Origin of the sequence: Pseudomonas sp. o96-267 (assembly GCF_003935465.1) — a bacterium.
In the GTDB taxonomy this organism is placed as follows: Bacteria; Pseudomonadota; Gammaproteobacteria; order Pseudomonadales; family Pseudomonadaceae; genus Aquipseudomonas; species Aquipseudomonas sediminis.
This window is the reverse complement of the sequence record NZ_RHQP01000012.1, coordinates 83,319-97,761: the sequence shown is the minus strand read 5'-3', so window position 1 is coordinate 97,761 and position 14,443 is coordinate 83,319. Positions and strand designations below refer to the sequence as shown.

At 61.0% G+C, this 14,443-nt stretch carries 11 protein-coding genes and 1 pseudogene; 8 read left to right on the top strand and 4 right to left on the bottom strand.

From position 1 onward, the window contains the following. The first annotated feature begins 12 nt into the window (after positions 1–12). The 3 genes from EGJ86_RS10655 (at position 13) to EGJ86_RS10645 (ending at position 1,982) form a co-directional block, all read left to right on the top strand. On the top strand, positions 13–1,206 hold the full coding sequence (locus EGJ86_RS10655; RefSeq protein ID WP_125835086.1) for a catalase family protein: 1,194 nt from the start codon (positions 13–15) through the stop codon (positions 1,204–1,206). Between the two features lie 181 nt (positions 1,207–1,387). Beyond that, positions 1,388–1,654: a hypothetical protein gene (locus EGJ86_RS10650; RefSeq protein WP_099524068.1), complete on the top strand. Its 267-nt coding sequence runs from the start codon at positions 1,388–1,390 to the stop codon at positions 1,652–1,654. Positions 1,655–1,754: 100 nt separating this feature from the next. After that, entirely contained in the window at positions 1,755–1,982 is a 228-nt protein-coding gene (locus tag EGJ86_RS10645; RefSeq protein WP_099524066.1) for a DUF1272 domain-containing protein, read from the top strand. A gap of 50 nt (positions 1,983–2,032) precedes the next feature. Here the strand turns inward: EGJ86_RS10645 and nfuA are convergent, their stop codons facing one another. The 3 genes from nfuA to EGJ86_RS10630 all read right to left on the bottom strand — a co-directional run bounded on the left by nfuA (position 2,033) and on the right by EGJ86_RS10630 (position 6,163). Beyond that, the gene (gene nfuA / locus EGJ86_RS10640) at positions 2,033–2,617 is read right to left on the bottom strand and encodes a Fe-S biogenesis protein NfuA (protein ID WP_099524064.1); all 585 of its coding nucleotides are present in this window, start codon (positions 2,615–2,617) and stop codon (positions 2,033–2,035) included. 70 nt (positions 2,618–2,687) lie between these two features. Beyond that, positions 2,688–3,707, bottom strand: a complete 1,020-nt coding sequence (locus tag EGJ86_RS10635; RefSeq protein ID WP_125835085.1) for an acyltransferase — start codon at positions 3,705–3,707, stop codon at positions 2,688–2,690. A 179-nt stretch (positions 3,708–3,886) separates the two neighbouring features. Next, positions 3,887–6,163, bottom strand: a complete 2,277-nt coding sequence (locus tag EGJ86_RS10630; RefSeq protein WP_125835084.1) for a fatty acid cis/trans isomerase — start codon at positions 6,161–6,163, stop codon at positions 3,887–3,889. Between the two features lie 152 nt (positions 6,164–6,315). Between EGJ86_RS10630 and metH the strand changes: the two genes are divergently transcribed. Then, positions 6,316–10,026 carry a methionine synthase gene (gene metH, locus EGJ86_RS10625; protein WP_125835083.1) on the top strand — a complete coding sequence of 1,237 codons (3,711 nt, stop codon included), beginning with the start codon at positions 6,316–6,318 and terminating at the stop codon, positions 10,024–10,026. A gap of 152 nt (positions 10,027–10,178) precedes the next feature. Continuing rightward, positions 10,179–10,514: an osmotically-inducible lipoprotein OsmE gene (gene osmE, locus EGJ86_RS10620; RefSeq protein ID WP_125835082.1), complete on the top strand. Its 336-nt coding sequence runs from the start codon at positions 10,179–10,181 to the stop codon at positions 10,512–10,514. Positions 10,515–10,746: 232 nt separating this feature from the next. On the opposite strand, the gene EGJ86_RS10615 is transcribed toward osmE, so the two are convergent. Beyond that, positions 10,747–11,040, bottom strand: coding sequence for a DUF1883 domain-containing protein (locus tag EGJ86_RS10615; RefSeq protein ID WP_074914993.1), 294 nt, complete (start codon positions 11,038–11,040; stop codon positions 10,747–10,749). Between the two features lie 139 nt (positions 11,041–11,179). On the opposite strand from EGJ86_RS10615, the gene EGJ86_RS10610 reads away from it, so the two are divergent. From EGJ86_RS10610 to EGJ86_RS25605, 3 genes and pseudogenes are all read left to right on the top strand, one after another. After that, positions 11,180–12,205 carry a DUF5924 family protein gene (locus tag EGJ86_RS10610; RefSeq protein ID WP_125835081.1) on the top strand — a complete coding sequence of 342 codons (1,026 nt, stop codon included), beginning with the start codon at positions 11,180–11,182 and terminating at the stop codon, positions 12,203–12,205. A 15-nt stretch (positions 12,206–12,220) separates the two neighbouring features. Further along, positions 12,221–13,270, top strand: a complete 1,050-nt coding sequence (locus EGJ86_RS10605; RefSeq protein ID WP_099524051.1) for an RNA methyltransferase — start codon at positions 12,221–12,223, stop codon at positions 13,268–13,270. Between the two features lie 127 nt (positions 13,271–13,397). Continuing rightward, positions 13,398–14,423: pseudogene (locus EGJ86_RS25605) on the top strand (cache domain-containing protein); the annotation flags it as partial. Between the last annotated feature and the right edge of the window lie 20 nt (positions 14,424–14,443).

Sequence of the window (14,443 nt, the reverse complement as noted above, 5' to 3'; positions counted from 1 at the left end):
AGGATTGCAACGATGTTGAAACGCTTCTGGCTCTGGCTCGGTCGCCTGCTCGGCAAACTGCTGCTCACCGTCGCCCTCGTAGGTCTGGTTGGCTGGGGCCTGGGCGAAGCCTATTACGCCTGGAAATTCTCCGGCCCGGTCTCTACGCAAGAACAGATCGAGCCGGATGAGGCTGCGCTCACCAGGCTTATCATCGAAGACGCTGTACGTATCGTCGAGCAACACCGCGATAACACCCGCGTACTGCGTGACGCCCACGCCAAGGCCCATGGCTGCGTGAAAGCCGAGGTACAGGTGCTGGATACGCTGGATGAGTCACTACGCCATGGCGTCTTCAGCGAACCCGGGCATACCTGGCAAGCCTGGATGCGCCTGTCCAACGGCAACGCTTACCCGCAGTTAGACCGCGCCCGTGATGCACGCGGCATGGCCATCAAGCTGCTAGACGTACCGGGCGAGAAACTCATGAAGAGCCCTGCGCATGCTGGCGAGCAGGACTTCGTGATGTTCAACCATCCGGCTTTCTTCGTTCGCGACGTGGCCGAGTACCGCACCAATTTCGCTGCTCAGGCAGATGGCAAGAAGGTCCAGGCCTTCTTCCCCAGCTTGGACCCGCGCACCTGGGAGGTGCGTCATCTGGTCATCGCCCTGAAAACGCTGGCTCCGGCACCAGAAAGCCCCGTGGCCACCACCTACAACTCCATTGCACCGTTCAAGCTCGGCGAGTCGAACATCAAATACCGCGTGGTACCGGCACCGCAGAATTGCCCGCCCTATGAGTTGCCGGAACAAAACAACGCCCTCCCCAACTTCCTGCGCAATGCGCTTTACCAGCAACTGTCACTGGACCGCGCGCCGGCGTGCTTTGAACTGCAGGTACAAAAACAGAACGCGCAGTACTACATGCCTATCGAAGATCCGAGTGTCGAGTGGAGCGAAAAGATATCGCCCTTCGAAAGCGTTGCCCGTATTACCGTGCAGCCTCAGGACTTCGATAGCCGGGAACAAAACCTGTTCTGCGACAATTTGTCCTTCAACCCCTGGCATGCACTTCCCGAACATCGTCCTATCGGTGGCATAAACCGTTTGCGCAAGTCGGTATATGAGGCAGTAAGTGCCTATCGCCATCAGCGAAACGCTCCAGCCCCCGCTAGCGTTGCGCCACAGCCGACCCTGCAGGAAACAGAGGTGGAACTTTCGCGGTAGAAAGTTGTTGCCGGCGAGACGCCAGAAGTTTTCATGAAGGCACACTGCGCCAGTAATAAAACTTTTTTCAGCCATGTGTGACTTATGGATCTACTGAGTTCATCAACACTATTGAAAGGCCAACACCAATAACCTGTTGGCCGCAATTAATTGTTGGGATCAACTCGGAGAAACCGACCCCATGAACACACCGCTGCGTTTCAACGAAGCCCTGCTGATTGCCGATCGTGCCTTCCGCCCGTTCCAGTGCGTAGCCTGGGCTCCGCAGGACGGCACCGGCGTCGTCAGCATCAGCGTTATCGACCGCACCAACACCCGCCTGCTCGGCCGCCAGCTTTCCAGCGCCACTTACAGCGACCCGCAACAACTGGAAGACGCGCTGCAGCGTTCACGCGATGAGCTGAGCAGCCAGGGTTTCGACCTGGCTCCTTGGAGCATGCCGGAGTAAATCCTGTCGGGGCGCCTTGCGCGCCCCTGGATGTGCCCGTTGCGCCTGGCCTGCGGCGACTGCAGACTACTGCGATCCCCACTGAACCGAGCCTAGCGCCATGCTTGAACTGCGCCCTAATTGCGAGAACTGCGACTGTGACCTGCCTGCAGCCAGTAGCGACGCCTTGATCTGCTCCTTTGAGTGCACCTTCTGCCGGTCCTGCGCCGAGTCCGTGCTGGCGCTACGCTGCCCGAACTGCAGCGGCGAATTGGTGAAGCGCCCCATTCGCCCGGCCGAGAAGCTCGAACGCTTCCCCGCGTCCAGCAAACGCGTGCTCAAAGCCTGAAATGAAAACGGGGCGACCTGGTCGCCCCGTTTTCCTGTGCACTGCGCCTGTCAGTAGTAGGCGTTCTCGCGATTGCTGTGGTCAGTCACGTCACGCACACCCTTGAGCTCTGGAATGCGCTCGAGCAGGGTTTTCTCGATGCCTTCCTTGAGGGTGTAGTCGGCTTGGCCACAACCCTGGCAGCCGCCACCGAACTGCAGGACAGCGATGCCCTCTTCGACCACGTCGATCAGTGTCACCTGACCGCCGTGGCTGGCCAGACCGGGATTGATCTCGGTCTGCAGGTAGTAATTGATGCGCTCGTTCAGCGGGCTGTCTTCGTTGACCATCGGCACCTTGGCGTTCGGTGCCTTGATGGTCAGCTGGCCGCCCATACGATCAGTGGCGTAGTCGACGACAGCGTCATCCAGGAAAGGCTCGCTGACGCCATCGATCCAGGCGGTGAAGCTGGCCAGGCCAACGGCGGTGTCTTCAGGTTTTTGCTCACCCGGTTTGCAGTAGGCAATGCAGGTTTCCGCATAAGGCGTACCTGGCTGGGTGATGAAAACGCGGATGCCAATACCCGGTGTGTCCTGCTTGCTCAGCAGCTCGGCCAGGTAGTCTTCAGCAGCTTGAGTAATGATGATGGCGCTCATGGCAACTCCTCACGGTCATGCGGCGAATTGTACGCCAAGTGACGGCCTGAATATAGTCCTACTAATTTACTCAGGATAACGACTGCAGCGTTCCCGAGTCGGTTCGCTGCCCTATCCAGAGCTTTGCGCGCACGAAAAAGCGCTTTTCGATCAATTCGTAGCTGCCCCAGGCGGCCAGCGCGATCACCGGTATGCAGGCAGCGATGACCAGGGCCGGGGCAAGCCCCAGACGGGCCTGCAGGTACCAACCCAGCGACAGCACGATCACGTGCAGCAGATACACCGAATAGGAGCAATCGCCCATATGACTGAGCAGGCGATTGCCCCGGAAACAGGGTTCCATCGCAATGCAGGCAGCTACGATCAGCGCACTCGGCACGCCCCAGTGCAGCAGGCGCATGGAGTTGTCGAAGTGGTAGATGGTCAGCAGCGATGCGGCGATGACCAACAGTGGCAACCAGAAGCCCTGACGAATCCAGCCACGCGTGTAGATCACGCCCAGTCCCATGCCGAAGACGAACTCATAGACGATGCTGTTGCGGTAGAAGTCGCTCATCCATGGCTGCGTGGCCAGCAGGCCGAACACCGCCAGACTGAGGACGATGAACACCAGGCGCAAACGCTCGGTGAAGATGAAAGTCAGGGCGAACAGCAGGTAGAAGAACATCTCGTAATTCAGCGTCCAGCCGACATTGAGCGTGGGATAGAGACCGAACCCACCCGGGTTCTCGGCGGGAATGAAGAACAGCGAGAGCAGCAGATAATGCAGGTCGAATTCCTGCACCGGCATCACCGGGTTGGCAAAGGCGATGATCAGCGCTGCCATCAGCGAGTAGATCCAATAGGCCGGGACGATACGCAGTACGCGATTGAGCATGAAGCGCCAGGGCGTGATGCGCTTGCCTTGAGTGGAGAGATAGATCACCAGGCCACTGATGACGAAGAAGATGTCGACACCAACGGCGCCCCGCTCGGCAAACAGACGACCGACGAAGCTGTCGGCCTGAAAATCGAAGAACACCTGCATGACATGATGAAAAACCACAACCCAGGCTGCCAGCGCCCGTAAAGCCTGTACTGAAACCAGCATGGAACCGCTATTCCCCCTGTCGCCAAGATCGAAACCGAGCGGCCTGGAATCAGGCAGCCTCAGCGTCCGACCGCAGCGGTAGGCGAAAGGTCGATGGCACCTAACCGGGATCGACGGGCGGGCCCTAAGCAGCGCCGCAGAGACATTAATCCCTGCGGCGCCTGGTTTTCGGGGCGCGGCTAGAAGTTCTGGTAGCGATTCATGTCCAGCACCCCGGCCTCCAACGGCTGGGTTTCGCGGATGTGCTCGGCCAGGTCATGGAAATAGCGCCAGAACTCCGGATGGCTGCGCCGCACACCCCAGCGCTCGACGATACGCTCGAAGGATTTTGCGTCGCTGACACCTTCCATCTGTTTGACGAAGGCATCCACTTCACTCGCTTTGACCGTGAAAAGGAAATTCGGGTAGCTGCTGAGCACTTCCGGGTAGATGGTCAGGGTGTCCAGCCGTGGTTGATAGCGCAGTTCTTCTCCCAGCATGAACGCCACGTTGCTGTGCGAACGGTTGCGCAGCAGGCTGTAGATCTCGCGCGAGCCGTCGCTCAGTTCCACCCGCAGCATGGTCGCTTCCGGCAGTTGATCGATCACCCGCAAACCACCGGCTGGGCGACTGGCCAGGCGCGCCAACGTCTGCTCGACATCTTGCAGCTCCTTGGGCAAACCGTCGCGATAACAATGCGCGCCCGTGCAGCGGTTGATTGGGTCAGGGCGTGCATTGAGCTTGGCGTAACGCTGCAGGAGCTGCTCGGCGAACTGCTTTTTCGGATCGTTGCTGCTCAGGCCAATGGCGCTCGGCGAACGATGGTCGCCCGAGGTGTAGTCCAGCAGCATCTTCAACTTGCCGCTGTTCTGATACCAATCGTCCAGATAAGCCTCACGCGAGCGCGCCGGCAGCAAGCGCAGGAAGTTGACCTCGGCGCCATTGCGGATCAGATCGAAATACAACCGTGTCTGCGCCTGGTGCGAGACGTTGCCGAACACGTCGAAATTGACCACCAACTGGTAGTAGGTGCGCTCGAGCAGCGGATAGTCCAGCCACCAGAGGGTTTGCGGAATCTCGCCGAGCAGGCCTTTGCGTACCGAAGCGCTGTCGTGTTGACGGAAGATCGACAGCAACGCGTTGTCGTTGCCGCTCCAGATATGCGCCCAATCGGCAGCAGGCGCGTCGGCGTAGGCATCCTTGCGCAGGTCCTCGTAATCATTGCGCTTGTTGCGGTAGTCGCGCCACAGGCCCAGCAGATCGCCGACATCATCGAACTGACCCGGCATGGCCAATAGCGGCGTGGCCTCGCGCTGGTACTCGGCATCGGTGATGTAGAGATCGTGCTCCGGCGCCTGGAACACGGCCCAGAAGTTGTCGCGAATCACGTCAGTGGCGATCTGCCCGCGGCACACCGGACCACGGATGAAGGTGCGCACGAAGTACTCGGCGTTATCCAGCATGAACTGATAGCGCGCGCGCGCCGGAATCGCGGCGAAGGTTTCGAAGGGGTTGGCACGGCGTTGTGCGCCATAACCGGGGACAGCATCCAGCGTCCAGTCCTCACCGAAGAACATCTCCTTCACCCGCGCCAGCTTGGCGTCGCCCAGCGGATAGGTGATGTGCGTCTTGTGCACGATCACACCCTGGATCGGCCATAGGCGGTAATAGAACTCGGTGCCCGGATCATCATTGGGACGGCGCGTGGCGATGGGGTCGATAGGCTTGCCGCTGGGGGTACGCGAACGCACCATCTGGAAGAAATGCCCCGGCTCACCGCCCTCGAAATGCAGGTGGGCAAGGAACAGGTGCTCGTACAACCAGCGCGAAACCAGATCCTCTCGCGCTCCGGGAGCGTTGAGGAAGTTCTCCCACTGCTCGACCTGGCGCAACTCGGTGGCGCTGGGTTTCAGGGGCTGCTCGGCGACCGGTGCACCCTGCGCCAGCCACTGTTCAAGGGTGGCGTATTCAGCATCGTCCAGGCCCGTCACAGCGAACGGCATACCGCCATGGGGATTCTTCTGCGCATAAGCCGCGAACTCACCCGGCAATGGGCAGCTGTTGCTGCGGGTGATGGCGATATCGAGCGTGTCTGGGAGCTTGCCATTGGGCTCCAATGGCTGACTGCGGCCCAGCTCCAGCATGCGCTTGATCAGCGCGGCCTGGCTGTTCTCGTCATCGAGCACCGAATGAAAGTCGCGCTTACGCCAGGCCGCCTCGCCCTGTGCGTCCAGATAAAGTCGGGTAGTCGCTTGCGCCTGGCTGCGCGTGCCATCGTAGACCGGCTGTTTGCTGGCACCGCGCAGGATGCCTTCAGCACTGCCGAGATTGAGCTGGCAGGGCGCGTCGTAGCAGGTATGGCAGGCTACGCACTTGTGGGTGAGGATCGGCTGAACATCGTCGATATAGGAAATCGCTTCCGCGCGGGCCAGGCCGGCTGCGAAAGAAAGGAAAAACAGAGCAGCGGGCTTGAGCATGGCCACGTCCTTGATTGCAATGCTGGCAATTCTAACGAGACGGCGGGCCTAGCAACATGAATGAAATTCATGGAAAGCCCGCTGACGCTCCAAAACCCTGCAGCTTTGCTATCATCGCGCACCTTTGTTTCCGCTTTGCTCAGGTAGTTCTCATGTCCGATCGCAGCGCCCGCCTCCAAGCCCTCCAGCAAGCCCTGAAGGAGCGCATCCTGATCCTCGACGGCGGCATGGGCACCATGATCCAGAGCTACAAGCTGGAAGAGGCCGACTACCGTGGCGAGCGCTTTGCCGACTGGCCGAGCGACGTCAAAGGCAACAACGACCTGCTGCTGCTCAGTCAGCCGCAGATCATTGCCGCCATCGAGAAGGCTTATCTGGATGCCGGCGCCGACATTCTGGAAACCAATACCTTCAACGCCACCCAGGTGTCGCAGGCCGATTACGGCATGGAGTCGTTGGCCTATGAGCTGAACCTGGCCGGTGCCCGCGTGGCCCGTGAAGTGGCCGACGCCAAGACCCTGGAAACTCCGGATCGCCCACGCTTCGTCGCCGGCGTCCTGGGCCCGACCAGCCGTACCTGCTCGATCTCACCAGACGTCAACGACCCTGGCTACCGCAACGTCACCTTCGATGAACTGGTGGAAAACTACACCGAGGCCACTCGTGGTCTGATCGCTGGTGGCGCCGACCTGATCCTGATCGAAACCATCTTCGACACCCTCAACGCCAAGGCAGCGATCTTCGCCGTGCAGCAGGTGTTCGATGAAGACGCAGTCGAGTTGCCGATCATGATTTCCGGCACCATCACCGATGCCTCCGGCCGCACCCTTTCTGGCCAGACCACGGAGGCGTTCTGGAACTCGGTGCGCCACGCCAACCCTATCTCCGTCGGCCTGAACTGCGCCCTTGGCGCCAAAGATCTGCGCCCGTACCTGGAAGAGTTGTCGAACAAGGCCGACACCCATGTGTCCGCCCACCCCAACGCCGGCCTGCCCAACGCTTTCGGTGAATACGACGAGAGCCCGGCAGAAATGGCCGCGGTGGTCGAAGAGTTCGCCGCCAGCGGCTTTCTCAACATCATCGGCGGTTGCTGCGGCACCACCCCGGCGCATATCCAGGCGATTGCCGAAGCAGTGGCCAAGTACCAGCCCCGCGCCATTCCAGAGATTCCCAAGGCCTGCCGTCTGTCGGGCCTCGAGCCGTTCACCATCGACCGCAAGTCGCTGTTCGTCAACGTCGGCGAACGCACCAACATCACCGGCTCGGCCAAGTTCGCCCGCCTGATCCGCGAGGAAAACTACACCGAAGCGCTGGAGGTCGCCCTGCAGCAGGTGGAAGCCGGCGCCCAGGTGATCGACATCAACATGGACGAGGGCATGCTCGACTCCAAGGCGGCCATGGTTCGCTTCCTGAACCTGATCGCCGGCGAGCCGGACATCTCCCGCGTGCCGATCATGATCGACTCCTCCAAGTGGGAAGTGATCGAGGCGGGCCTGAAGTGCATTCAGGGCAAGGGCATCGTCAACTCGATTTCCATGAAGGAAGGCGTCGAGCAGTTCAAGCACCACGCCAAGCTGTGCAAGCGCTACGGCGCCGCCGTGGTGGTGATGGCCTTCGACGAAGTCGGCCAGGCCGACACCGCCGCGCGCAAGAAGGAAATCTGCCAGCGCAGCTACGACATTCTGGTCAACGAAGTAGGCTTCCCGCCGGAAGACATCATCTTCGACCCGAACATCTTCGCCGTGGCCACCGGCATCGAGGAACATAACAACTACGCCGTGGACTTCATCGAAGCCTGCGCCTTCATTCGCGACAACCTGCCCTACGCCTTGAGCTCGGGCGGCGTGTCCAACGTGTCGTTCTCGTTCCGTGGCAACAACCCGGTGCGCGAGGCGATCCACTCGGTGTTCCTCTACTACGCCATCCAGAACGGCCTGACCATGGGCATCGTCAACGCCGGCCAGTTGGAAATCTACGACGAGATTCCCAAGGAGCTGCGCGACCGCGTCGAGGATGTGGTGCTCAACCGCACGCCAGGCGGTACCGACGCCCTGCTGGCCATCGCCGACAATTACCGTGGCGGCGGCGCGACCAAGGAAGTCGAGAACGAAGAGTGGCGCTCGCTGCCAGTCGACAAGCGCCTGGAGCACGCGCTGGTAAAAGGCATCACCGCCTTTATCGTCGAAGACACCGAGGAGTGCCGCCAGCAGTGCGCGCGGCCCATCGAGGTTATCGAAGGCCCGCTGATGAGCGGCATGAACGTGGTCGGCGACCTGTTCGGCTCGGGCAAGATGTTCCTGCCCCAGGTAGTCAAATCTGCGCGGGTGATGAAGCAAGCAGTTGCGCACCTGATCCCGTTCATCGAAGCCGAAAAAGGCGACAAGCCGGAAGCCAAGGGCAAGATCCTGATGGCCACCGTGAAAGGCGACGTGCACGACATCGGCAAGAACATTGTTGGCGTGGTGCTGGGCTGTAACGGCTACGACATCGTCGACCTCGGCGTGATGGTGCCGGCGGAAAAAATCCTGCAGACCGCCATCGCCGAAAAATGCGACATCATCGGCCTGTCCGGCCTGATCACCCCGTCGCTGGACGAAATGGTCCACGTCGCCAAGGAAATGCAACGCCAGGGTTTCACCCTGCCATTGATGATCGGCGGCGCGACCACCTCCAAGGCCCACACCGCGGTGAAGATCGACCCTCAATACAGCAACGACGCGGTGGTCTATGTCACCGACGCCTCGCGCGCTGTGGGCGTGGCCACCCAGTTGCTGTCCAAGGAGCTAAAGGCCGATTTCGTGCAGAAGACCCGCGACGAGTACGTAGTGGTACGTGAGCGCACCGCCGCCCGCGCGACCCGCACCGCGCGCTTGAGCTACGACAACGCCGTCGCCAACAAGCCGACGTTCGACTGGAGCGGTTATAGCGCACCGAAACCGAGCTTCACCGGTATCAAGGTGCTCGACGATATCGACCTCAACGTACTGGCCGAGTACATCGACTGGACGCCGTTCTTCATCTCCTGGGACCTGGCCGGCAAATACCCGCGCATCCTCACCGACGAAGTAGTCGGCGAAGCAGCCACCACCTTGTTTGCCGATGCCCAGGAACTGCTGAAGAAACTGATCGACGAGAAGCTGATCAAGGCCCGCGCGGTGCTTGGCTTCTGGCCTGCCAACCAGGTGCGTGACGACGATATCGAGGTGTACGGGGACAACGGCGAGCAACTCGCCACCCTGCACCACCTGCGCCAGCAGACCATCAAGCCGGACGGCAAGCCGAACCTGTCCCTGGCCGACTTCGTTGCACCGAAAAGCAGCGGCGTGACTGACTACGTGGGCGGCTTTATCACCACCGCCGGCATCGGCGCCGAGGAAGTCGCCAAGGCCTACGAGGCCAAGGGCGACGACTACAACGCAATCATGGTCAAGGCCCTGGCCGACCGTCTGGCCGAAGCCTGCGCTGAATGGCTGCACGAGCGCGTGCGTAAAGAGCACTGGGGCTATCAGCCGGACGAGCACCTGAGCAATGACGAGTTGATCAAGGAAGCCTACAAGGGCATCCGCCCTGCGCCTGGCTACCCGGCCTGCCCGGACCACACCGAGAAAGGCACGCTGTTCAAACTGCTCGATCCCGAGGCGGACTACAACAAGGCAGGCCGCAGCGGCGTGTTCCTCACCGAGCACTACGCGATGTTCCCGGCAGCAGCAGTCAGCGGCTGGTACTTCGCCCACCCCGAGGCGCAGTACTTCGCTGTCGGCAAGGTCGATAAGGATCAGATCGAAAGCTACAGCGAGCGCAAGGCGCAGGACATCAGCGTCAGCGAACGCTGGTTGATGCCCAACCTGGGCTACGACGACTGACGCAAAAGAGCCCGCAATCGCGGGCTCTTTTCATTCATACGGCAGCGAACGCGAGTCGACTCGTGCCGATTGTCAAAAAACACGAACTCCCAAGCCTGATCAATGCTCCAAGACTTACCGAGCCACTTCGGCTCGTTCGACGGAGCGATGACATGTACAAGCACAGCCTTGCAGTACTGGCAGTGGCAGCCGTGATGAGCGGTTGCTCGACTATCGAGAACCCAGCCGATTACGTGACCTTTCGCAATGAGCCACTGGTCAAGCAGGTCGACCACGGCATGACTCAGGAGCAGGTGCGCACCCTCGGCGGGCCACCCTCTTCGGACGTGCGCAACAGCGTCACAGGCGGCACCTGCAACAACTATGTGCTGAATGTCGATGGCCTGGAGCAGCCCTATTATGTGGATTTCGACGTCAACGGCCGGGTCGACAGCAAGGGCTTCATGACCTGCGAACAGCACCAGGGCAACCTGCACAAGCGGCTCTGAATGCGATCAGCCCCGCTGCGCGCAGCGGGGCTGATAACTGCCTAGAAGATCAGTGAGAGCAACCCCACCACCACGATCAGGCCGATGATGAAAATGATACCGACGGTGCCTCCGAGAAACTTCAGCATGCTGACTCTCCTTCTTGTGGGTTCATCAGCTCTGACCTCTTCCGGCGTGGCCGCGTTTAGTCTTTTTCTTCAGCGTCTCGCCTGACATGAGGTTCGCATCGGAATCAGGCGCCCGGGCGACGAACGATCTTGATGCTGTATTCCATCTGCGGTTTGCGCGTCACGCTCACCGCACGACGGCTGACGGTATCCAGCGTGATGTTCCAGAAACCGCCGGAGGGCACGCGGATCTTCGCCGGGAACTTGATGAACGCACCGCCGTGATAACTGTGACGACCACGGTTTCTGAAGGCGCGAAAGTTGGCATCGTTCATCAGGCGGATGTTGCAAGGTTGCGAACACTGGATGACCACCAGATCGCCCTCTTCCAGATGCTCACGTTGATGGATGAATTTCATCGTTTTCGGACTCGGTGGTGAAACGGGGGCGCAATAGTGCCGCAAGCAGCCCGGCACCGCCAGCGCAGCTGACGACTCGCTTGCAGCCGAGGCTCGGGCTACCTAGGATGCGCGCCCAATACTGCCATTTGCTACTGCCATGAAAGTCGTACTCGACCGCATCCCCACGCTGATCGCCCTGCTGCGCCGTTACCCAGGCCTGGTCGCCCTGTTCGGCTTCTGCTCGGGCGTGGCCAGTTTCCTCCTGGTCGACCGCCAGGCGCATCTGGCCAAGGTGCTCGGCGTGGTATTGCTGGTCAGTTGGGTCTGGCTGATTCTCGAGAACCTGCTGCGCGAACGCATTGCCCGGCGCTTCGGCTTCGAACTGCCATTGCCGCTGCTGCGCTACGGCACGCAGATGATCCACCAGGAAAGCCTGTTCTTCGTCCTGCCGTTCTTCTTCATCACCACCACTTGGAACAGCGGGCAGTTATTGTTCAGTGGCCTGCTGGCGGTCGCCGCACTGGCCTCGATCACCGACCCGATCTATTACCGCTGGCTGGCGCCGCGGCGCTGGCTGCTGTTGATCCTTCACAGCCTGGCGCTGTTCGCGGTGCTGCTTACCGCGCTGCCGATCATCTTTCACCTCAGCACACCGCAGAGCTACCGGATCGCCCTGGCGGTTGCCACGGTACTGGCACTACCAAGTCTGCCCGGCTTGATCGGTTTCGCTGGTTGGCGGCGCATTGTGTTGCTGGCTGCCCTGCCTCTGGCGATGGCCAGCGCCGGCTGGATGGCGCGAGTCTGGGTGCCGCCGGCAACGCTGTGGCTGACCGAGGTAGCGATCAGCGATCACTTCGATGGCGAGCAGCGCACGCCAGGCGAGAGCCTGCAGCAGATCAGCCCTGAGCAATTGCTCAATGACGGGCTCTACGCCTACACCTCGATCAATGCTCCACGCGGCCTCAACGAGCGCATCTACCACGTTTGGCAGCACAACGGTCAGGAAGTCGACCGCATTGCGTTGGACATCAACGGCGGGCGCAAGGAGGGCTATCGCGCCTGGACGCACAAACTCAACTTCCCCGCTTCGCCCGAAGGCCGCTGGCAGGTGCGGGTCGTCACCGAAGCCGGGCAGATGATCGGCGCGCTGCGCTTCGACGTGGTCGCCCTCACGGCCAAGTGATAGCATGCGCGCCCCATGCAGCTCACCGAACTCAACCAACGCCTCGCCGACCTTGGCGCCAAACCCCAGCATATCGGGCGGATTACCCGTGCCTGGCTGCAGGGCAAGCCGTTGGACACCGGCACCAAGCATCAGAAGACCGAAAACTTCCTGCCGCTGACTGTACGTGAAGGGCTGCCAGCTATCGCCAGCGAACTGGACGCACTGGCCCGCCTGCGCTCCGAACACCCTGGCGCCGACGGCTCGGCCCGCTTGCTGGTGGAGCTGGCAGACAAACAGATGGTGGAAAGCGTACTGCTGCCGCGCGATGGTCTGTGCATCTCCAGCCAGGTCGGCTGCGCCGTGGCCTGTGTGTTCTGCATGACGGGCAAGAGCGGCCTGCTGCGCCAGCTCAGCAGCGCCGAGATGGTCGCTCAGGTCGCGTTGGGTCGACGCTTTCGTCCAGTGAAGAAAGTGGTGTTCATGGGCATGGGCGAGCCGGCACACAACCTCGACAACGTGCTTGAGGCCATCGATCTGCTTGGCACCGAGGGCGGTATCGGTCAGCGCAATCTGGTGTTCTCCACCGTAGGCGACCCGCGGGTATTCGAGCGCCTGCCCAAGCAACGCGTGCGCCCTGCCCTGGCGCTGTCGCTACACACCACTGATGCCGAACTGCGCCAGCGTCTGCTGCCCAAGGCGCCGCGCATCGATCCTGAAGAGCTGGTAGAGCTGGGCGAAGCCTATGCCCGCACCATCGACTACCCGATTCAGTATCAGTGGACGCTGCTCAAAGGCATCAACGACAGCCAGGAAGAAATGGATAACATCCTGCGCCTGTTCAAGGGCAAGTTCGCCGTGCTCAACCTGATCCCCTACAACAGCCTGGAAGCCGACGACTACCAGCGCCCCGACGGCGAGCGCATCGTCGAAATGGTGCGCTACCTGCACAGCCGTGGCGTGCTGACCAAAGTACGCAACTCGGCTGGCCAGGATGTCGACGGTGGCTGCGGCCAACTGCGCGCCCGCGCGGTGGATGTGATCAACACCAGCCGCCTGCACAGAAAGCTCAAGAACGGCACCTGAGAGCCGATACAAAAGCGTACAGAGAGACCACACGTCCCGCTGGCGAAAAGCCGGCACTGTATTTGCCTTGTAGACAACTGCCGTGCATGGATGCAGCCCCGTCGTCTTGGTGCCCAGGAGCCCATTCATGAAAATCGCCCACAAGGTCGGTGTCGCGGCCGCTACCGTGCTGTTCCTTACCACCAGCCTGCTGTCGCTGTCCCAGGTCAGCCAGGTTCGCGACACCCTGCGCAATCAGGTTGAGTCGAGCATTGCCGAATCGAGCAATGCATTGGCCAGACAGATCGAAAACTGGCTCAACGCCAAGTTGCGCCTGATCGACCTGATGTCGCAAACCATCGACAGCAACTACAGCCCCGAAGAGAACCAGCGTGTATTCGATTCACCGCTGCTGAAAAGTGAATTCATCCTGGTCTTCGGCGCGCTGGAAGCCGACGGCAAGCCCATAAAGAACAGCGCCGACTGGAAACCCAGCGCCGACTGGGACGGCCGCAAGCGCCCCTGGTATGCAACCGGCAAGGCTGGCAGCCAGGCAGTGCTGACTGAACCCTATGTCGACTCCACCACCAATGAAATTCTCATCTCTGCCGTGGCCCGAATCAGCAACGCTGGCCAGTTCCTCGGTGTGTTCGGTGGCGATATCCGCCTGCAATCGGTGGCCGATGCGGTCAACACCCTGGACTTCAATGGTGCAGGCTACGCCTTCCTGCTCAGTCGCTCGGGCAACATCATTTCCCACCCCAATGCCGAGTTCAACGGCAAGTCCTACAGCGCGCTGTTCGATGGTCAGAGCCCGGCGCTGGGCAAGGAACTGCGCGAAGTAGATGCCGGCGACAAGAGCCTGCTGGTTTCCTTCACCCCGCTGCCCAACCTGCGCGGCATGGACTGGTACATCGGCGTGGTGCTGGACGAGAGCGTGGTGATGGCCGAAGCCAACCGCCTGACCTGGCTGGCAGTGGTCGGTACCGTGGTCGGCGTGGCCATCAGCCTGGTGGTGCTGGGCCTGCTGATGAACAGCCTGCTCAAGCCGCTGAGCCTGCTGAGCACCTCGCTGCGTGAGATCAACAGCGGCGAAGGTGACCTGACGCGCCGCCTGGCGATCACCAGCAATGACGAGATCGGCGAGCTGTCGCAGGAATTCAACCGCTTCCTGCAAACTCTGCAGACGTTGAT